Below are 20,083 nucleotides of genomic sequence, written 5' to 3'. Positions count from 1 at the left end.
CGGCCCGGCAACAGCGGCGCAATCCGCGCCCACTGCGCGTCCGTCAGTAAATAGTCCATGCTCAAACATAACTCCTACTGTTAACACTTCCTAGTCCTACCTACCGTTTCAGCCTCCTGAACGACCCCGACGATAATAAATTCGTGGATTGCGCCATTGCCGCCAATGCCGTGTGCATCGTCAGCCACGACCGCGACTTCCTACCGCTTCAGCATATTGAGTTTCCGAAGGTGGCGGTGGTGGATACAGAGGCGTTTCGTGAATTACTACAATTATAATTCGTCCTGCCATGAGATGCTTTCTGCTAGCCAGTTTCCTGCTTTTCATGCAACTGGTCGCCCAAAGCCAACCGCAACCAGCCTTGACTGTGACGGCGGAAGTTATAGGTGTAGGTCCTTATCAGTGTAACTATGGTGTAGACGGCTATGCAATTAAACTGTCTGTAAAAAACAATACACAAAATAGCCGACGGTTTTTCGTATACAATTGCTCTTGGCAAACTTCTTGGTCTACCGACACAGAAGATTGGTATTTATGGAGCGCAGGGTGCGATAAAAATATTCCGGAGGAAATTACACTGCTTGCGTCGCAGCAGATGATATTCCATGGTTTTCTTGCTGCTAGAAAATCGTTTGAAAGAGAGGCGAAAGGTATTGTTTCTGCCAAAGTGAAGTTTGCCTTTACTGAACTGTCTGATATGCTGGACTTGACTGACTTTAATAAAACTGATGAAAAGATAAAAAAAGGAACTTTGATAATGTATTGGAGCGAGGATATCCCCCTAATCTTCCACAATAATTCTTATCAGATACTGGCTCCGACTGTCAAATAAACTGCTCCTACTCATGCCCGAACGTCCCTACACCTACTACGATTTCACCATCAGCCTCTGCCCGCAGTGCTTGCGGCGCATCGAGGCCAAAATCGTCTTCGAAGACGGGAACGTGTACATGCTCAAGCGGTGCCCGGAGCACGGGCGGCAGAAGGTGCGGATTGCCACCGATGTGGAGTACTACAAGAGTATCCGCAACTACGTGAAGCCCAGCGAAACGCCGCTGCGCTTCGGTACGCCCACGCACTACGGCTGCCCCTACGACTGCGGCCTCTGCACCGACCACGAGCAGCACAGCTGCCTGACGGTGATTGAGATAACCGACCGCTGCAACCTCACCTGCCCCACGTGCTACGCCGAATCGAGCCCCACCCACGGCCGGCACCGCACCCTGGAGGAGGTGGAGGCCATGGTGGACCTGGTGGTGGCCAACGAGGGCGAGCCCGACGTGGTGCAAATCTCGGGCGGCGAGCCCACGCTGCACCCGCAGTTCTGGGAGATTTTGGACATGTGCAAGCGCAAGCCCATCAAGCACTTGATGGTGAATACCAACGGCGTGCGCCTGGCCAAAGACGAGGCTTTCGTGGCGCGGCTGGCTACCTATTCGGGGGCCTTCGAGGTGTACCTGCAGTTCGACTCGTTCCGCGAGCACGTGCTGCTGGCCATGCGCGGGCGCGACCTGCGCGAGGTGCGCCAGCAGGCCCTGGCCAATTTAAATAAATACAACCTGAGCACCACGCTGGTCGTGACGCTGCAAAAGGGCCTGAACGACGACGAGATGGGCGACATCATCGACTTCGCCCTGAAGCAGCGCTGCATCCGCGGCGTCACGTTTCAGCCCACCCAGGCCGCCGGCCGGCTCGACAATTTTAATCCCGAGACCGACTCGTTTTCGCTCACCGAAGTGCGTCAGGGCATCATCGCCCAAAGCCCGGTATTCACGGCCGCCGACCTGCTGCCCGTGCCCTGCAACCCCGACGCACTGGCCATGGCCTACGCTCTGAAAATCGACGGCGAAGTCATCCCCCTCACCCGCTACGTGGACCCCGCCGACCTGCTCACCAACGGCGGCAACACCATCGTGTACGAGCGCGACCCGCGCCTGCGCCAGCACATGCTCAAGCTGTTCAGCACGGCCAACACCGTGGATGCGGTGGTGCCCGAAATCAACCAGCTGCTGTGCTGCCTGCCCCAGGTATCGGCCCCCAATCTGGGCTACGATAATTTGTTCCGGATAATTATTCTGCAATTCATGGACGCCTGGAATTTCGACGTGCGGGCCGTGAAGAAATCCTGCGTGCACATCGTGAGCAAGGACCTGAAAATTATCCCGTTTGAGACCATGAACATCTTCTACCGCGACCCTGAGAAGCTGGCGCGGCTGGAAGAATTGCGGGCCGAGCGCACGGGTATTGTCTGATGCTGCGCCCGGGAGTTATCGCCGGAATTTAATTAATCAACCCAGCGCAAACCCGCCCAATGACCGAGCCCCAACCCCCAGCGCCTAATGGAAAATCGTCCAAAACGTGGCCAATAGCCGTTAATTTAGGCTTGTTGCTGCTCGTGGCGGTGCTGTCGCAGGGCGAGCCGGTGGTGATTTTTGGGGCCGTGGTGGGGCTGGCCGTAATCAACGGCATTGCGGCGCTTCTAATGGCCATGTCCGGTAAATTAAACTGGGTAGCGGCGTTCTTGCTGTCGGCGCTGCTGGTGTTTATAATCGGCCTGGGTATTTGCGGCCTGATGCTGTCGGGCTTGGGCAGTATGCATTAATTAATGCAGGTGTTGCGGGGCCCTGAATGAATACCGCGACGGTAAAAATTATCTTTTATTGCATCCATGCTAAATCCTGGCGCTGATCCTAGATTACCGGAATATGAACCCAACCGGCCTGATTCTACTAACCACATTCTACGCAATAATCTGTTAGGCGTATTAGCTGCCGCTGTGCTCTTAGGTTCTATGGCACGTAGCACGCAGGGTAGCAGTGCACTATTGTTTGCTGGTATGTATGGTGTGCAAGTGGTAGTAAACGCCCTTTTGGGGCTCAGACACTGGGATAAGCAACCGGCTCCCTATTTCTTGAGCGCGCTACTGGTGCTGCTTATTGGTTTTGGGGCGTGCAGCTTCATGCTTACGACCATCATCGGGTAATAGCCCCGCAGGCGCCGGCTGGCACTTGGGGCAAGTATAGGTGGCGCGGCCGCCCACGTAGGTTTTCTCGATCTTGGTTTTGGGGTGGCGCGGGCAAAAGGTGTGGGCATCAGAGCCCGGCGTGGCCGATTCGTCCCATTCGCGGGCGTGGATGAGGAAGGACTTGGGAAACAGCCGGTAGTTGGCTTCGTGGTTGATGGCGGTGGTTAACACGAGTTGAATGGCGGCGTGCAGGGCCCCCGCTTCCTTTTCGCTCAGTGAGCTGCCAATGCGCTCGGGGTGAATTTTGGCCTGGAACAGCACCTCGTCCACAATCCAGTTGCCGAGGCCGGCGGTGAGGCCCTGGTCGAGCAGCAGCGGCTTGACGAACACCCGGCGGCGGCTGAGTTTCTGGTGCAGCTCGGCGGCGGTGATTTGCAGCGCGTCGGGGCCGATTTTCTTGGCTTGCTGGTAGGCGGCCACGCTGTCGGCCAGGCGGATGCGGCCGAACTTGCGCGGGTCGATGAAGGCCAGCGTCAGGCCCGAGTCGCTCAGGTGCCAGGCCACGCGGGTGAAGCGCGGGGCGTCGGGGGCGTCGCGGTAGGCCCCGATGTCGCCGGTCATGCCGAAGTGCAGGGCCAGCACGCGGCCGTTGTCCAGCTCCAGGAAGCAGTTTTTGCCCAGACGGCGGGTGCCGGTGATGGTGCGGCCCAGCAGGCCGGCCCGCAGCTCGGCTTCGGGCAGGGCCAGCACGTGGGCGTCGTTCACGGCGAGGCCGGTAATGGTCTGGCCCACGGCCACTTCGTCGATGAAGCGGCGGTAGGTTTCGACTTCGGGTAGTTCGGGCATCTATTTCAATCGACAATTAACAATGAGCAATGAACAGGGAAGGCACCGCATTGTCTGAAACGAGGGTCTGCTGGCCCTTTGCCTATTATTCTTGGGAGGGGCCGTGCAGCTTGGCCACGCGCTGGCCCTGCTGGTTGTACACGTCGCCGCCGGCGGTGATGAACAGGCGGCGCTGCTGGCCGTCCACCAGTACGTAGGGAAAATCGGGGCTGTCGGTTCGGGTGAGGCGGCCCACCACTTCGGTGGTGTCGTCGGGGCCCGCGCGCACCACGTTCAGGCCGGTGGTGAGGTAGTAGCGCTGGCTGGGGTCGTTGCGGAAGGTGAGCTGGCCCACCAGGCGCACCGGCGTGGCGGGGGCCGCCGTTTCTTCAGCGGCTTCGTCGGCATTGCCTTCGCTTTCAGTCGAGCGGGCGGGGGCCGGGCGCGGGGCGGCCAGGGCCAGGGCCACGGGCGCGGCCGACGGGTCGGCGGCGGTGCGGCTGGCGGCAATCTGGGTTTCGGCGCGGGCCCAGCCCTTGCCGATGGCCGCCAGGCGCGGGGCCCGGCCGGGGTGGGTTTCCGAACCCTCTTCGTCGGCCACGGCCGCCAGGGCGGCCTGGGCCTGCGCCAGGCTGGCCCCGAGCTTGCGCAGCACGAAGCCCGAAAACTCGTCGGCTTCCAGCTCGTCGGCGGGGTTGGAGCCGCCGGCGCGCAGGGTGTGGCCGTTGAGGTGGTGGCCCATTTCGTGGGCCAGGATGCTGATACCGGCCCAGTCGGTGCGGCCGGCGCGGTTCACTTCGGCCAGGAAGGCGGGGTTGTAGAGCAGGTAGCGCTTGCCGCCGTACACCACGGCGGCGGCGTTGGCTACTTCCGCGGTGGCCCGCAGCTCGAAGCGCGGCTGCAGGCCCACCACGTCGGTGATTTCGCGGATGATGCCGGTGGGGGCGGGGGCCGCCGCCTGGGCCCGCGCCGGGCCGGACAGGGGCAGCGTCGCCGCCAGCAGCCCCAGGGCCGCGCGACGAAAAAAACGGGGAAGAAGCGTCATGGCGGAAAGAGAGAAAACCAAAGGATAAGCGCCTGCAACGGGGCAAATGCTGGGCCGAAAATGCCCGGCGCTGCCGGCCGGCCGGCCGGGCCCCGGGGCCCACTGCGCTAACGCAAACCGAGGGGCTTTTCGTTTATTTTCTGGCAGGAGAACCCGGGACGCGGCGGTGCGGGTAACATTTCCGTAATAGACCCCATGAAGTATCCCAAAACCCCCGCTATTTTCGTCAAAGGCAAGGATTTCCGGCTGGCCGACGTGGACCCCGACGCCAACGGCCCGTTTGCCGATAAATACGTGGACAAGGACGCGGCCGGGCCCCGCGTGGCGGCGCTGCGCCAGCGCCTGGCCGAACTCCAGGAAAAGCTGTACGCAGAGCACCGGCGCAGCCTGCTGCTGGTGTTCCAGGCGATGGACACGGGGGGCAAGGACGGGGCCATCGGCAACCTGCTCGCGGGCGTGAACCCGGCGGGCGTGCAGGTAGCGGCCTTCAAAGCGCCCACGCCCAAGGAGCTGGCCCACGATTTTCTGTGGCGCATCCACGCCCAAACCCCGGAGCAGGGCCACATCGGCGTGTTCAACCGCTCGCACTACGAGGACGTGCTGGTGACGCGCGTGCACGGCCTGGTCGATAAAAAAAAGGCCCACCAGCGCTTCGAGGCCATCAACAACTTCGAGCAGCTGCTGGTGCGCAACGGCACGGTCATCCTCAAGTTCTTCCTGCACATCTCCAAGAAAGAGCAGGCCGAGCGCCTCCAGGCCCGCCTCGACGACCCGGACAAGCGCTGGAAATTCGAGCCCGGCGACCTAAAAGAGCGCGCTCGCTGGGGCGATTACCAGGACGTGTACGAAGACGCCCTGCGCCACTGCTCCTCGCCCGAGGCACCGTGGTTTGCCGTGCCCGCCAACCACAAGTGGAGCCGCGACCTGGCCATTGCCGAAATCGTGGTGGCCACGCTGGAAGAAATGCACCCCGAGCCGCCCGCGGCCGACTTTGACGTGAAGGCCCAGGTAATCAAGTAGCCAGCGGGCCGCCCTGCTGGGCGCGACAAAGCACGACGGCCCGCCAGTGGTACCGCTTACCCGGTCACGCTCAGCGCCTCCTTGCGCTCGCCAATCTGCTGGCGCCACATGGCGTAGTACAGGCCCTTGCGGGCCACCAGCTCGTCGTGGCGGCCGGCTTCGGCCACGCGGCCGCGCTCCAGCACGAAGATGCGGTCGGCGTGCAGGACGGTGCTGAGGCGGTGGGCGATGAGCACGGTGATGTGCTGCTGCGAGCCCGACAGCTCGCGCACCGTGCGGCCGATTTCTTCTTCCGTGAGCGAGTCCAGGGCCGAGGTGGCCTCGTCGAACACGAGCAGGGTGGGGCGGCGCAGCAGGGCCCGGGCGATGCTGAGGCGCTGCTTCTCGCCGCCGCTCACTTTCACGCCGCCCTCGCCGAGCACCGTGTCGAGGCCCTGGGGGGCGCGGGCCAGCAGCGAGTCGGCCGCCGCTTCGTGCAGGGCTTTCAGGCATTCTTCGTCGGTGGCGTGGGGGGCCACGAAGCGCAGGTTCTCGCGGATGGTGCCGGCGAAGAGCTGGGTATCCTGCGTGACGAAACCGATTTGCTCGCGCAGCTCGTCAAGGTCCACCGCTGTGCTGGGCACGCCGTTGTAGCGGATGCGGCCGGTGAGGGGCGGGTAGAGGCCCACGAGCAGCTTCACGAGCGTGGTTTTGCCCGAGCCGCTGGGGCCCACGAAGGCAATGGTTTCGCCCAGCTTCACGCCGAAGGAGATGCCGTCGAGGGCCGGCACGTCGGCCGTGAGGTGCTTGAAGCGCACGTCCTCAAAGGCCAAGGTTTCAATCTTGTGGATTTCGACCGGGTGCAGGGGCTTCACGTCGCGCGGCGTGTCGAGAATCTTCTGGAAATTCACCAGCGAGGCCTCCGTTTCGCGGTACGTGCCGATGATGTTGCCCAGCTCTTGCAGGGGCCCAAAAATGGAGAACGAGTAGATGAAGAACGAGAAAAACTCGCCCAGCGTGATGCGCTGCTGCACCACCAAAAACAAGAGCATCAGCAGAATCACGTTGCGCAGCAGGTTCACGAACGTGCCCTGCACGAACGAGAGCGAGCGCAGGTAGCGCACCTTGCGCAGCTCGAGCTTCAGGATTTTCTCTGTGATGCCGTTCAGGCGCTGCGTTTCCTGCTGGGCCAGGCCGAGGCTTTTGATGAGCTCGATGTTGCGCAGGCTTTCGGTAGTGGAGCCGGCCAGGGCCGTGGTTTCGGCCACGATGGTCTTCTGAATCACCTTGATGCGCTTGCTCAGCACAAAGCTGAGGATGCCCAGCAGCGGAATGGTGAGGAAGTACCCGGCCGCGATGGGCCAGTACACGCTGGCCGCGTACCAGATGACGAACACGATGCCCACCAGGGCCGTGAACAGCACGTTGACGAAGCTCTGGATGAGCTTCTCGACGTCGGTGCGCACTTTTTGCAGCTTGCCCAGCGTCTCGCCCGAGCGCTGGTCCTCGAACACCTGGTAGGGCAGGTCGAGCGAGTGGCGCAGGCCGTCGGAGTACAAGTTGGCCCCCAGCCGCTGGGTGATGACGTTGACGTAGTAGTCCTGGAAGTTCTTGGCGATGCGCGACACCATGGCCACGCCCATGGCCGCCAAAATGAGGGGCCCCGCCAGGCGCATAAACGGCCCGAAGGCAAACGCCACGTGCGGCGCGCCGGCCTTGGGCACCACCCGGTCCACAATCTGGCGGAAAATGTAGGGGTCGAGCAGCGAGAAAACCTGGTTGACGGCGGCCAGCGCCAGGGCCAGGGCCAACAGGCCCCAGTAGCGCCGGAGGTAGCTAAAAAGTAATTGCATTCGGAATGGCCAGTGTCGCCCAGCGGCTTGCGGACGGTGAAAAGTGAGGGCCCCGGGGCGGGGCGGGATGCCCCCGCAAGGTACAATGCGGGCAAGGGCTCCGGGGCCCCAAGGCGGCGGCCCGGGTCAATGGTTCAGATGGGGCTACACGGGTGAGCTCTACCAACAACGTATTCAGGGAGCAAGTTTAAATATAATTAATCTAATAAAACTGTTCCTGGTGTTTCAGAATGCCGTGCCCCGGGGCAAGCGCTTTAAATATAGCATAAGCTGCTGACTTGAGGCAGGATACGGGATTAGTTTTAAATAGTGTTCTATTACGAAATAGAATCGCAGAAATAGTCTTAAGGCATTTTATTTATTACTATTTCGATTTTAGTTTAGGGCCTGGGTAGTAGCTTTGCCTGCCGCGAGCGGGTTCTGTCTCTGTTGTTTATTCGCCGGTCGGTTTAGCTAATCTTCTACAACCCTACCTATTCTTTCTTATGCAAAATTGTACTTATAAGGTGCCAGCTCGATCATTCAAAACGGCGCTGCTGCTGGCGGCCTTGCTGCCGGCGCTGGCCCAGGCGGAGGGCTCGAAGGACATCACGCCGGGCACCGGCAGCCGCGGCACGGCCGCGGGCGTAAACAACTACATCGGCTACTTGCAGCACGACGACAACGGCATCTCGGGCAACTTCCTCAAGCCCGAGGCCACGGCCGCCACCCTTGAGCGCCTCTACGTGCACCTGGAGCCCGGCGAAAAGCTGTACTATGGCCTGCGCCGCATCAACGCCGGCAACGCCAACGGCCGCCTGCGGCTGCAAGTGAAGTACGGCGCGGGCACTGGTACCCTGGGGGCCTCCACCATCCTCGAGCCGGCCACCGGCACCAACGCCAACGGCGCCACCCTGGCGGCGGCCCGGGGCGTGATTGCCACGCCCGAGCAGGCCGCGGTGGGGCCCATGTACACCGACGTGGCCGGCGCGGCCACGGCCCCCGTCGGCGGCTACAACCCGCTCGTGTTCGAAAACACCACCGGCGCCGCGCAGGAGGTGTGGGTCGAGTTTGAGCAGGTGAACGCGGCCGGCACCGTGGCTAAAAGCAAGGCGTGGTACGACTGCTGGGACTTCACGGTGCGCGACGACGCGAATGCCACCGTGGCCCGGCGCGGCGAGAAAAAAGGGCGGCTGTACTCGTCGGCGTGGTCGTTCACGGGGGCCGACTTCAACAACCAGTTTGCCACCACGTTCGTCCTCTACCCGCTCATCCCCAACCCGAACTTCAACAACGCCAACTTCTTCGTGAAGCAGGTGAGCTACTCGCGCATCAGCCCGTACGGCACGCTGCTGACGGCCAACGAGTTTGGCACCAGCGTAACCGGCGACTACAAGGCCCGGCGCAAGAGCCAGCCCGCCAGCGGGGCCAGCCTGGGCTACGCACAGTACAAGATGTTCGTGAACGACCCGGACAACACCGTGTACCCCTCAACGACGGCCCCCAACTCGCCGACCGTCACCACCGCCTGCTCGGGTACGGCCCCGAACCAGACCACTACCTTCACGCTGGCCATGGACCAGGCCGGGTTCGGCATCGTGTTCATCGACGGCAACAACAACCAGACCTATGAGGCGGCCGCCGACCGCGTGCTGGAACGCCAAACCACGGCTTCGGCCACGGCCAACACCTTCGTGTGGGACGGCACCACCGACACCGGTGCCCGGATGCCGGCGGGTACCATCAACCTGACGTTTTCCAGCGGGGTGGGGCCCGTCAACTTCCCGATGTACGACTGCGAGGTGGCCGCCGCCGCCGGCATCACGGTGCGCTCGGTGCGGCCAGGCAACAACAACGGCTTCATCGATTACCTGTTCTACGACGACACCAACCTGGACGCCAGCTTCTCCACGCCCATCCGCAACCCCATCGGCAACAACAGCGCCTCGGGGGCCCACAAGTGGGGCACCGCGGGCGTGTCGACGGGGGCCCTGTCGGGCGATACCAAAACGGTGAACTCCTACGCCGTGGGGCTGCTGGCCCAGGGCCATGCCTACAACGTGGCCTACAACGGCAGCGGGTGCGTGGCCGTGAGCGCCGTCGTGCTCGTTCAGCCGCTGCCCGTGGAGCTGGCCCGCTTCGGGGCGGCCCTGCAAAAGGGCGGGGTGCGCGTGAGCTGGGAAACCGCCTCGGAGCGCGACTGCGCCTACTTCGCCGTGGAGCGCAGCGCCGATGGCCGCGATTTTGCCGCCGTGGGCCAGGTGCCCGGCAGCGGCACCAGCGCCCAGCGGCGCGCCTACGCCTACCTCGACCCCGCGCCGCTGGCTGGCCAGTCGTACTACCGCCTGCGGCAGGTAGACTACAACGGCACCGCGCACCTGAGCCCCGTCGAAGCTGTGCTGAATACGACCCCCGGCGTGGCTACCCTCTACCCCAACCCCGCCACTGCCGCCGTAACCCTGCGCTTCGCCCAGCCCCTGGCGGGCCCCGTGGAGCTGCGGGTGCTCGACGGCACCGGCCGCGTGGTGTGGCACGAGCGCCGCGACCTGGCCGAGCCGGTGCAGGAGCTGCAAGTGCCCACAGCCCAATTGCCGGCCGCCGGCCTCTACCTCCTCACCGTGAGCGGCGGCGGCACCACCGGCGCGTACCGGTTTAGCAAGTAGCTGGTTGCAAGAGGTGCATGGCCCGTTGGGGCGGCGGGGCCCCCACGCGGGGCCCCGCCGCCCCAACGTTTTTTACAGGTTGCTCATGCGCTGGGCGGGCACCGCCCGGCGCAGCACAATCAGCACCAGCAGCAGCACAATGGCCGGCACGCCCTTGGCCAGCCCGCCCGGGATTTTGGTGGCGTGCATTACCACCGCGCCCGCCATGACGATGACGAGGCCCGCGGCGGCCAGCCACGTAAAGCGCGGCACCAGTAGCCCAATGCCGCCCAGCACTTCGGCCGAGGCAATGATGTAGGCCAGGGCCCCGGGCAGGCCCATGCCGCTGAACATGCCCACCGTGCCGGGCAGGTCCATGAACTTGTGGACGCCGGAGGCGATGAAGGCAAGGCCGAGCAGCACTTACAGAACCCAGGCGACGATGTTGCGGGCGGAGGCGGACATGGGAAGGCGGCGTTAGGGGTGAAGTTGGGAAGCCAAGTAACCACATGTTCCGCACATACTTGCCGCCGGTAGCGGTTGGGCCACGGCGGCCCGGGCGGTTTGCTTACTGCCAGCCGCCGCCCAGGGCCCGAACCAGGGCCACGGCGGCCCGCAGCTGGGTGGTTTGCGTTTGCACCACCAGGCGGGAAGCGTCGAGGGTTTGGCGGTCTGCATCGACCACAGCGAAGTAGTCGGACAAACCGCTGCGGTAGCGCTCCAGCGTGAGGCGGCCCGCCAGGCGCGCCGCCCGCAGGGCCCGCTGCTGGGCGGCCAGCTGGGCGGCCCCGGCGCGCACGTCGGCCAGGGCGGTTTCCACTTCCTCGAACGCCGTGAGGGCCGTGCCCTGGTACGTGGCTTCCGACTCGCGGCCCTGGGCCTGGGCCAGCTGCTCGGCCCCGCGCAGGCGGCCCCCGTCAAAAAGCGGGATGTTGAGGCCCCCGCCCACGTAGTACGTGTAGCCGTTGCTCACCTTGGGCAAATCGCCGAGGCTGGTGGTTTGGGGCCCTACGAAGCCGTTGAGCAGCAGGGTGGGCAGGCGGTTCAGGCGGGCCTGGTCGGCGCGGTAGTCGGCGGCGGCGAGCTGGCGCTCGGCGCGGCGCAGGTCGGGGCGGCGGGCCAGCAGGTTGGCGGGCAGCGAGTTGGGGATGGCGGGCAGCGGCACTTGCAGCTGCACGGGCGGGGCCGGCGGAGCGGCCGGGGCCCCTTTAACGGCGGGCAGGGCGCTTTGGTAGCTCACCGAGTCGGGGGCCAGCGAAGGCAGCGCGAAGCTGCTGGCCGGCCGGCCGACGAGGGTGGCCAGCGAGGCCACCAGTCCGGCGCGCTGGCGGCGCAGCTCCACGGCGCTGGCCTCCACGGTGGCCAGCTCGGTTTGGGCGCGGCGGAAGCCAATCTCGTTGTCCACGCCGGCCTTAAAACGAGCCTGCGTGAGGGCCACGTTGTAGCGGCGGGCCTGGCGGGCGCTGTCGAGCACCAGCAAGTCGGCGTCGAGGCCGCGCAGGCTGAAGTAGGCGTTGGCGGCGTCGGCCGATACGCTCAGGCGCACGGCCTGCTCATCGGCCTCGCTGGCCTGCTCGGTGGCCTGGGCCGCCTGGGCCCCGCGCCGGAGGCGGCCCCAGAGGTCCACCTCGTAGTTCACGTTCAGCGGCACGTAAAACTGATTTTGCTGCACGGCCACGGCCGGAATCAGGCTCGATTGCACCGGCCGCAGGGCCGAAAGCCGGGTGTTGTACACCGACGGGGCCAGGGCCACCACCGGCGCGCGCTGCGCTTCGGCCACGCGCAGCTGCGCCCGGGCCTGGGCAATGCGGGCCACCGCGGCCCGGGTTGTGAAGTTCTGAGCCGCGGCCCGGGCCTCCAGGCGCGTCAGGGTCGTGTCGTTGAACACCGCCCACCAGGCCGGTAGCGTGGGCGCCTGGGTAAGCTCGCGCCGGGTGCTGTCGTCCGTTACCGGGGCGGGCACCTCGGCCCGGCCCCGGCCCAGCGAATCCACAGGGGCCGTGTTCTTAAAAGCGCTGGGCACGGGCACGGCGGGCGGGGTGTAGCGGTAGCGCGTGGCCGCGCAGCCGCTCAGCAAGCCAATAAAAACGATAATCAGGTACTTCATGAATTGCAAAACTGCTGGTAAGATGCGGGCAACGGTGAGGCGGCCTGATAAGCGCTTGGGGTAAGGTTCTTTGGCCCCCAGAGTTGATGTGTTGGGTCATCGCCCTTGAAAACCTCACCCCCTAGCCCCCTCTCCAAAAAAGAGGGGGAACTAGCTCTAGCTCTAAAAAACTATCTTCTACAGCTTTAAAGCTAAAAATTAGTCCCTCCTCTTTTTTGGAGAGGGGGCTAGGGGGTGAGGTTTTCGAGGGCGACGACTAAACGTATCAACTCTACCCCCTGCCCAGCCCTGCAAGGGTCTCGTGAGGTTTCCCCCAAGGCCCTAATTCACTGTCAGCGGCGACGACACGCGGGGGGCGTCGGGGTCGTTGGGGCGGGGCTTGGCGGGGGCCGGGCCGGGCGGCTTGGGGGGCGCTTTGAAGGGGCGGGTGGTCACGGTTTCGCCCTCCGTTAGCGTTTCCAACGGGTTCAATACCAGCAGCTCGCCGCCCTTCAGGCCCTGCGTCACCTCCAATTGGGCCCCGAAGTCGCGGCCCGTGGTGACGGGGGCGTAGTGAATCTTTTTGTCGGCCACCACGGCCACGCGGCTGTCGGTGCCGCCGGGCACCAGGGCGTTGGCCGGGATGATGATGCTGGGGGCCGTGCGCGGCAGGTGAAAGCGCACCTGGGCGTAGCTGCCCGGCCGCAGCTTCCCGGTTGAGTTGGGCACCTGCACCTCCGTGAGCAGCGTGCGGGTGTCCGTGTTCAGGGCCCCGGCGTTGCGCACCACGCGCCCGGCAAACGAGCGGCCCGGAAACTCCGGCACCAGGAAATCAGCTTTCAACCCGTTTTTGATAGAGGGCGAGAAGTTTTGCGGCACTTGCACGAAAGCGCGCAACACGTCGGTTTGCTCCAGCTTAAACAGCTGCGAGCCCGGGGCGTTGCTGGTGCTCACTAGGGCCCCCACCTCCACGTTGCGCTGCGTGACGATGCCGCTGAACGGGGCCACCACGCGCCGGAACGCCTGCTGCGCCAGCACGCCCTGCACGGCCGCCTGCTGGGCCGCGAACTGGGCCCGGGCCGCATCCAGCTCCTGCCGCGAAATGGCCCCGGCCAGCTTCACCCCGGCCAAACGGTCGTAGCTGACGCGGGCCAGGCCCAGGTTGGCCCGGGCCTGGGCCAGCTGCTGGTCCAGCTCGGGGGTGGTGATTTCGGCCAGCAGCTGACCGGCCTTCACGTGCTGGCCAATGTCGGCGTGCCAGGCCTTCACGTAGCCGGCGGCTTGGGCGAAGAGGAACGTGGCGCGCCGCGACTGCGCATCGGCGGGCAGGGTGAGGGTGGTGGTGTCGGGGGCCGCTTTGGCGGGCACCACGGTCACGATGGGCGCGGCGGTGTTGTTTTGGTGGGCCTCTTGGTCGCGGGCCTTGTCCTGGCGGCGGCGGGGCAGGTAGCCCACCAAAAATAAGCCGGCAAATACGACCAGGGCCACGATGATAACCAGCCAGAACCGGCCGGAGGATTTGTTGTCAGACATTTTGGGGGTTTTGTATCTTGGCTGGGCGCGGCAGCTCTAGGAGCGCCTCACCCCCCGGCCCCCTCTCCGAAAAGGAGAGGGGGAGACGGACGATTATATAAATGGGATAATTTAAATCGTTGAACGCACCCCCTCTCCTTCTCGGAGAGGGGGCCGGGGGGTGAGGCGCTCCCCGAAATAATTACGCCGCCTTCATGCCCGGCTCTGCCACTGGCGTGGGCTTTTTCAAATACGAGAACATAATCGGCACGAAGAACAGCGTCGTGACCGTGGCCAGAATTAGCCCGCCGATTACGGCGCGGCCCAGGGGCGCGTTTTGCTCGCCGCCCTCACCCAGGCCCAACGACATGGGCAGCAGGCCGATAACCATGGCCAGGGCCGTCATCAGCACCGGGCGCAGGCGGGTGAAACCGGCGTCCAGGGCCGCGTCGAGTGGCAGCAGGTCGGGCTCTTCCTCCCGTCGCTCGTTGGCAAACGTCACCAGCAGAATGCTATTGGCCGTGGCCACCCCGATGCACATAATGGCCCCCATCAGGGCCGGCACGCTTAGGGTGGTGTGCGTCACGAACAGCATCCAGAGGATGCCGGCCAGGGCCCCCGGCAGGGCCGTGATGATGATGAGCGGGTCGAGCCAGCTCTGGAAGTTGATGACCATCAGCAGGTACACCAGCACGATGGCCCCGGCCAGGCCCAGCCCGAGGCCCACGAACGAGGTGCGCATGGAGTCGGCCTGGCCGCGCAGGGCCAGCGTGGTGCCCTTGGGCAGGTGCTTGCGCGCGTCGTCCATCACCCGGCGCACGTCGGTGGCCACGCCGCCCAGGTCGCGGCCGCTCACCCCGGCGTACACGTCCACGGTGCGCTGGATGTTGTAGTCCGACGCCACGGCCGCGGTGGAGGTGCGCCGCACGGTGGCGAAGTTGCTCAGCAGCTGGGCCTCGGGCTGGCCGGGGCCCGTCACGCCGATGGCCCCCAGCTGGTCGAGCGTGGCCACGTCGCGGGGCGGGGTCTGCACGGCCACGGCGTAGCTCACGCCGGTCACCGGGTTCAGCCACTGGTTGGGGCTGGTCTGGGTGCTGCTGCTCAGGCTCACGAGCACGTTATTGGCAATGTCGCGCTGGAGCAGGCCGGCCTGCTGGGCCCGCACTCGGTCAATGTCCACCCGCAACTGCGGCTGGTCCGTGGTCTGGTAAATGAAGTTGTCGACCACGCCCGGAATCTGGTGAATCTTGGCGTTTATCTCGCCCGCAATGCGCTGGTTGGCCGCGGTATTGCGCCCAATCACCTGGATGTCAATGGGGGCCGGCAGGCCGAAGTTCAGCGTCTGGTTTACGATGTCGGCCGGCTGGAAGAAAAACACCAGGTCGGGCTGCTCTTTGCGCAGGCGGCGGCGGATTTCGTTGATGTAGTCGCCCGTGGGGCCGTGGTCCTCCTTCATGCTCACCAGAATCTCGCCGTCGCCGGCTCCGGTGGTGGGGTTGTCGCTGAGCAGCAGGTTGATGGCCACCACCGGCAGGCCGATGTTGTCGAGGATGAGGTCCAGTTCCCTGGCCGGAACGACTTCCTTGATGACCTTTTCCACCTGCTTGAAGCGCACTTCCGTGTCCTCCACCCGCGTGCCGGTGGGCACCCGCACGTGCAGGCGCAGCTGCCCGGCGTCCACGGTCGGGAAGAAGTTCTGGCCAATGAGCGGGAACAGGCCCAGCGAGCCGACGAACAGCACCGCGAAGGCGGTAATCACCTTGGGCCGGTTGGCCAGGGCCCAGCTCAGCGCGTCCCCGTAGCCGGCCCGGAACTTCTCGAAGTGGTGCTCAAAAGCGGTGTGGATGCGCCACACGTAGCTGTCCTGAATGCCCTTGCCCTTTTCCCGCTCGGCGTCGGTAATCTCATTTTCGGCTTCCTCCTCGGGCGTGCCGCTGGGGTGGGCCTTCTCAAACTGCTCGCGGCGGATGTGCTCCAGGTCGCGTTCGGCCTGGCTCACGGGCTGGCCGCCGCGCAGGTGGGCGCTGGGCAGGTCAGCCTCCTCCTGAGCGTGGTAAATGGGCAACTCGTTGCGCAGCAGGAACATCACCAGCGTGGGCACCAGCGTCCGGCTGAGGACGTAGGAGGCCAGCATGGCAAAAATCACGGCCGTGGCCAGCGGCGCGAAGATGGCCGAGGCCACCCCGCCCAGGAAAAACACCGGCACGAACACGATGCAAATGGCCAACGTGGCCACCAGGGCCGGCGTGGCAATCTGCTGGGCCCCGTCCAAAATGGCCCGCTTGAGCAGCTTTTTCATGCCCATGTTGCGGTGGATGTTCTCAATTTCCACCGTCGCGTCGTCCACTAGGATGCCCACGGCCAGCGAGAGGCCCCCGAGCGTCATGATGTTGAGCGTCTGGCCCAGGATGTTCATGATGACGATGCTCACCAGGATGCTCAGCGGGATGCTGGTGGCGATGATGAGCGTGGAGCGCCACGAGCCCAGGAATAGCAGAATCATCAGGCCGGTGAGGGCCGCCGCGATGCAGGCCTCAATGACGACACCCTTGATGCTGGCCCGCACGAAAAACGACTGGTCGAACAAGAGCTTGATGTTCAGGCCGGGGGGCGCGTTGGCCTGGATGTTGGGCAGCGTCGCCTTGATTTTGTCGATGATGGCCAGCGTGCTCGCCGCCCCGCTTTTGAGGATGGGGATGATGGCCGTGCGGCGGCCGTTCTGGCGCACGATGTTGGTTTGCACGGCCGCGCCCTCGTGCACAAAGGCCACGTCGCGGACGTACACCGTGGTGCCGTTCACCACCTTCACGGGCAAGTCGTTGAGGCTGGCCACGGCCTCGGGGCTGGAGTTGAGCTTGACGTCGTATTCGCGGGTGCCGATTTTGGCCGAGCCGGCCGGAATGATCAGGTTCTGGGTCGTGATGGCGGTCACCACGTCGTCGCCGCTCAGGCCCCGGCCGGCCAGCTTGTCGGGGTCGAGGTCCACCATGATTTGCTTGGGCTTGCCGCCGTTGGGCAGCAGCACCGAGGCCCCCTGCACCACGGCCAGGCCCGGCCGGATGAAGGCGTTGGCCGCGTCGTAGAGGTCCGACTCGCCGAGCGTCTCGCTGCTGAGCGAGGTCTGGGCGATGGGCACGTTGGAGGCCGAGTAGCGGATGATGAGCGGCGGGGTGATGCCCGGGGGCAGCACGCGCAGCAGCGTCTGGGTGATGGCCGTGAGCTGGGCCACGCCGGCATCGGGGTTGGTGCCAGGCTGGAAGAACACCTTGATTAGCCCGACGCCCTTGAGGCTCTGGCTCTCGATGTGCTCGATGTTGCTGACGGTGGTCGTAAACGCCCGCTCGTTGGGCACCACGATGCGCTGGTTCATCTCCTCGGGCGAGATGCCGGCGTAGCCCCAGACAACGCCCACCACCGGAATCGGAATGTCAGGGAAAATATCCACCGCCATCGTTTTGATGGTCAGCACGCCCCCCACCAGGATGAGCAGCGCCATGACCACGAACGTGTAAGGGCGCGCCAGCGCCAGCCTAACTATCCACATAATATCAAGTGCCTGGTCATAAAAAATGTCTTCGCCACCAGCGCGTTTCAACCGCCCCTTGCGGCAAAAGGTTGCGCCCAACGACGGCCGCCGGCAGAGGGCGGTTGCGGGCCAGAGCCGCATAAAAGCTCCTAAGGGCCCGAAAAAAGGTTAATAGCGGCGGCGGAGGGACCTGCTTCATGCGGCATTCATTGCGCAAGGGTCGATTTATTTTACTTACGGCGGGACTTTTAAACTCAGTTTATACTCAGGATTGGCCGGGGCGGCGGGTCCGGCCTTCGGCCGCCAACTAACCACCGGGGGAAGTTTTCGGCCGGCCGGCCCGGGGCGCGTGCGCCCCGCGGGCCCCCCGGACTAGTCCGGGGGGGGGGCGGCTTCAAATTTTTGGCGCGGTATATTTGAAAGCGGGCGGCGGGCGTTGTCACCCACCAAAAATCAGCAAGTGCCGACGAGCACTTTGTCGCCCCGGAATCGGTTGAGCCGGGCACTGGGGCCGGGGCCCGGCCCGCCGCGTTTTTGTTCATCCATTCATTACCCAACCCGATGGTACTTACGTCCATGAAACGCTACTTTCGGGCCTGGGCCCTGCTGGGGCCGCTGGCCGCGCTGGCCGCCAGCGGCTGCAAAAAAGACGAGGCCGCCGGGGCCGACACGGGCAGCGTGTCGCTCGAAATGGCCGCCGTGGTGGGCACCGCGCCCCTGGCCTTCGACGGCACCAGCTACGCGAAGGCCGACGGCCAAACCTTCAAAGTGACCAAGTTCAAGTACCTGGTGTCGAACGTGAAGCTGACCCGGGCCGACGGCACCGTGTACGCCGCGCCCGAGAGCTACTACCTCGTGGACGCCGCCCAGCCGGCCACCGCCCACCTAGTGGTGCCCAACGTGCCGCTGGCCGCCTACACCGGCCTGAGCTTCGTGGTGGGCGTGGACCCGCTGCGCAACACAGCGGGGGCCCAAACCGGGGCCCTCGACCCCAACAACGACCTGTACTGGGACTGGACCGCCGGCTACGTGTTCCTAAAAATGGAGGGCACCTCGCCCCAGGCCCCCCACGCCGCCGCGGCCGCCGAGGGCGGCCTGCGCTTCCACATCGGCGACAACGGCACCCAACGCACCATCACCTTCACTACCCCGTTGGTGGTGGCGGCCGGCCACGCGCCCGCCCTCCACGTGCAAGCCAACGTGCAAGCCCTGTTCGACAACGCCGCCACCGCCAGCAAAAACGTTGATTTCAGCAAAATGTCCGACGTGATGGGCGGGGCCAACGCCCCCACCGTGGCCGATAACTACGCCGCCGGCATGTTCACCGTGAGCCGCGTTGACGCCAATTAAATCAATTAAAAAATTAGGAATGAAGAATTAAAGATGAGTGCTGCGCAACATGCTTTTCGGCCCGATTTTTAATTCTTGATTAATTTAATTTCCACGCCCATGAAGCAATTGTCTTCGCAGTGGCTGCGCCGGGGGCGCTGGCTGGTGGCGGCCGGCCTGGCGGGGATAATCGTGGCCGCCTGTAGCCACGACGGCGGCGGCACCGACCCGCCCCCCGCGCCCGCGCCGGGCGTGGCCGCGCCCACGGCTTACGCGCTGGTGCTGCCGAGCAACTTCCCGGCCAACCCCCTGCTGCCCACCGACAACCCGCTGACGGTGGAAGGCGTGGACCTGGGTCGGCACTTGTTTTATGAAAAGACGCTCTCGGTGGACAACACCGTGGCCTGCGCCTCGTGCCACCGCCAGGAGCTGGCCTTCACCGACGGGCTGGCCCACGCCGTGGGCGTGAACGGGGCCCAGCACCCGCGCAGCGCCATGTCGCTGAGCAACCTGCTCTGGGACCCGCTGCTGACCTGGGACGGCACCGCCGCGGGCCTGGAAGCGCAGGCCCGCACGCCCCTCACCAACGCCATCGAGATGCACCAAACGCTGGCCGCCAGCGTGGCCAAGCTCCAGGCGCAGCCCCGCTACCCGGCCTTGTTTGCCAAGGCCTTCGGGGCAGGGCCCGTTACGGAAGACAACCTGCTGAAGGCCCTGGCGCAGTTCGTGCGCACGCTGGTGTCGGGCAATTCGCACTACGACCAGTACCGGCGCGGCAACCGCGCCGCGCTCTCGGCCGACGAGGTGAATGGCTTGCAGCTGTTCATTACCCACCCCAGCCCGCCGCTGCGCGGCGGCAACTGCGCCGACTGCCACGCCGGCGACCTGCAAACCAACCACACCTTCGTCAACAACGGCCTCGACGCCGCCTTCACCGACCTGGGCCGCGCCACCGCCACGGGCCTGGCCGCCGACCAGGGCAAGTTTCGAATTCCCTCGCTGCGCAACATCGCCCTCACGGCCCCCTACATGCACGACGGCCGCTTCGCCACCCTCGACGACGTGCTGGCCCACTACAACGAGCACATCGCCTTCGGCAGCCCCAACCTCGACGCCAACATCCTCAACGGCACCAACAGCCCCCTGGGCCCCGGCCAACCCCTGGACCTGACCGACGCGGAGAAGAAACAAATCGTGCTGTTTCTGAAGACTTTGACCGACTCCACCTTCATTCAGGACCCGCGCTTCGGCCGGCCCACGGATTAGCGGCGGTCCCTGGCCGGGGCCCGAACGGGCGGGCCGCAGCGTAGAATAGTCATTGG

15 protein-coding genes are annotated in these 20,083 nt (G+C 64.8%); 8 read left to right on the top strand and 7 right to left on the bottom strand.

The features are described 5' to 3' along the window. Positions 1-77: 77 nt before the first annotated feature. From HNP98_RS22515 to HNP98_RS20395, 4 genes are all read left to right on the top strand, one after another. Positions 78-278 (top strand): PIN domain-containing protein, encoded by a 201-nt coding sequence (locus HNP98_RS22515; protein WP_173812038.1) that lies wholly within the window; start codon positions 78-80, stop codon positions 276-278. 47 nt (positions 279-325) lie between these two features. Then, positions 326-832: a hypothetical protein gene (locus HNP98_RS20405; protein WP_173812035.1), complete on the top strand. Its 507-nt coding sequence runs from the start codon at positions 326-328 to the stop codon at positions 830-832. Between the two features lie 13 nt (positions 833-845). Continuing rightward, positions 846-2,252, top strand: coding sequence for a radical SAM protein (locus HNP98_RS20400; protein ID WP_173812034.1), 1,407 nt, complete (start codon positions 846-848; stop codon positions 2,250-2,252). 131 nt (positions 2,253-2,383) lie between these two features. Then, complete coding sequence (locus HNP98_RS20395) at positions 2,384-2,602, top strand: hypothetical protein (RefSeq protein WP_173812033.1); 219 nt, start codon at positions 2,384-2,386, stop codon at positions 2,600-2,602. A gap of 318 nt (positions 2,603-2,920) precedes the next feature. Here the strand turns inward: HNP98_RS20395 and mutM are convergent, their stop codons facing one another. Further along, positions 2,921-3,811, bottom strand: coding sequence for a DNA-formamidopyrimidine glycosylase (mutM, locus tag HNP98_RS20390; RefSeq protein WP_173812032.1), 891 nt, complete (start codon positions 3,809-3,811; stop codon positions 2,921-2,923). 85 nt (positions 3,812-3,896) lie between these two features. Beyond that, a complete protein-coding gene (locus tag HNP98_RS20385) occupies positions 3,897-4,835 on the bottom strand; it encodes a M48 family metalloprotease (protein ID WP_173812031.1) in 939 nt (312 codons plus the stop codon). Positions 4,836-5,030: 195 nt separating this feature from the next. Between HNP98_RS20385 and HNP98_RS20380 the strand changes: the two genes are divergently transcribed. After that, a complete protein-coding gene (locus HNP98_RS20380) occupies positions 5,031-5,855 on the top strand; it encodes a polyphosphate kinase 2 family protein (RefSeq protein WP_173812030.1) in 825 nt (274 codons plus the stop codon). 56 nt (positions 5,856-5,911) lie between these two features. Here the strand turns inward: HNP98_RS20380 and HNP98_RS20375 are convergent, their stop codons facing one another. Then, positions 5,912-7,687, bottom strand: coding sequence for an ABC transporter ATP-binding protein (locus tag HNP98_RS20375; protein ID WP_173812029.1), 1,776 nt, complete (start codon positions 7,685-7,687; stop codon positions 5,912-5,914). A gap of 485 nt (positions 7,688-8,172) precedes the next feature. Here HNP98_RS20375 and HNP98_RS20370 point away from each other — a divergent pair, with 485 nt between their 5' ends. Beyond that, positions 8,173-10,329, top strand: coding sequence for a T9SS type A sorting domain-containing protein (locus tag HNP98_RS20370; protein WP_173812028.1), 2,157 nt, complete (start codon positions 8,173-8,175; stop codon positions 10,327-10,329). 72 nt (positions 10,330-10,401) lie between these two features. Here the strand turns inward: HNP98_RS20370 and HNP98_RS20365 are convergent, their stop codons facing one another. The 4 genes from HNP98_RS20365 to HNP98_RS20350 all read right to left on the bottom strand — a co-directional run bounded on the left by HNP98_RS20365 (position 10,402) and on the right by HNP98_RS20350 (position 17,450). Further along, a complete protein-coding gene (locus tag HNP98_RS20365) occupies positions 10,402-10,731 on the bottom strand; it encodes a DoxX family protein (RefSeq protein WP_217425856.1) in 330 nt (109 codons plus the stop codon). Positions 10,732-10,876: 145 nt separating this feature from the next. Then, the gene (locus HNP98_RS20360) at positions 10,877-12,415 is read right to left on the bottom strand and encodes a TolC family protein (protein ID WP_173812027.1); all 1,539 of its coding nucleotides are present in this window, start codon (positions 12,413-12,415) and stop codon (positions 10,877-10,879) included. 321 nt (positions 12,416-12,736) lie between these two features. After that, on the bottom strand, positions 12,737-13,927 hold the full coding sequence (locus HNP98_RS20355) for an efflux RND transporter periplasmic adaptor subunit (protein ID WP_173812026.1): 1,191 nt from the start codon (positions 13,925-13,927) through the stop codon (positions 12,737-12,739). A 181-nt stretch (positions 13,928-14,108) separates the two neighbouring features. After that, positions 14,109-17,450, bottom strand: a complete 3,342-nt coding sequence (locus HNP98_RS20350) for an efflux RND transporter permease subunit (protein ID WP_173812025.1) — start codon at positions 17,448-17,450, stop codon at positions 14,109-14,111. A 558-nt stretch (positions 17,451-18,008) separates the two neighbouring features. Between HNP98_RS20350 and HNP98_RS20345 the strand changes: the two genes are divergently transcribed. Both HNP98_RS20345 and HNP98_RS20340 read left to right on the top strand, forming a co-directional pair. Then, positions 18,009-18,782, top strand: coding sequence for an MbnP family protein (locus HNP98_RS20345; protein ID WP_173812024.1), 774 nt, complete (start codon positions 18,009-18,011; stop codon positions 18,780-18,782). Between the two features lie 99 nt (positions 18,783-18,881). Continuing rightward, positions 18,882-20,027 (top strand): cytochrome-c peroxidase, encoded by a 1,146-nt coding sequence (locus HNP98_RS20340; protein WP_173812023.1) that lies wholly within the window; start codon positions 18,882-18,884, stop codon positions 20,025-20,027. Positions 20,028-20,083: the final 56 nt, after the last annotated feature.

The sequence above is a fragment of the Hymenobacter caeli genome (assembly GCF_013294115.1).
GTDB lineage: Bacteria > Bacteroidota > Bacteroidia > Cytophagales > Hymenobacteraceae > Hymenobacter > Hymenobacter caeli.
The sequence above is the reverse complement of the archived record's forward strand: the minus strand, read 5'-3'. Positions and strand labels throughout refer to the sequence as shown.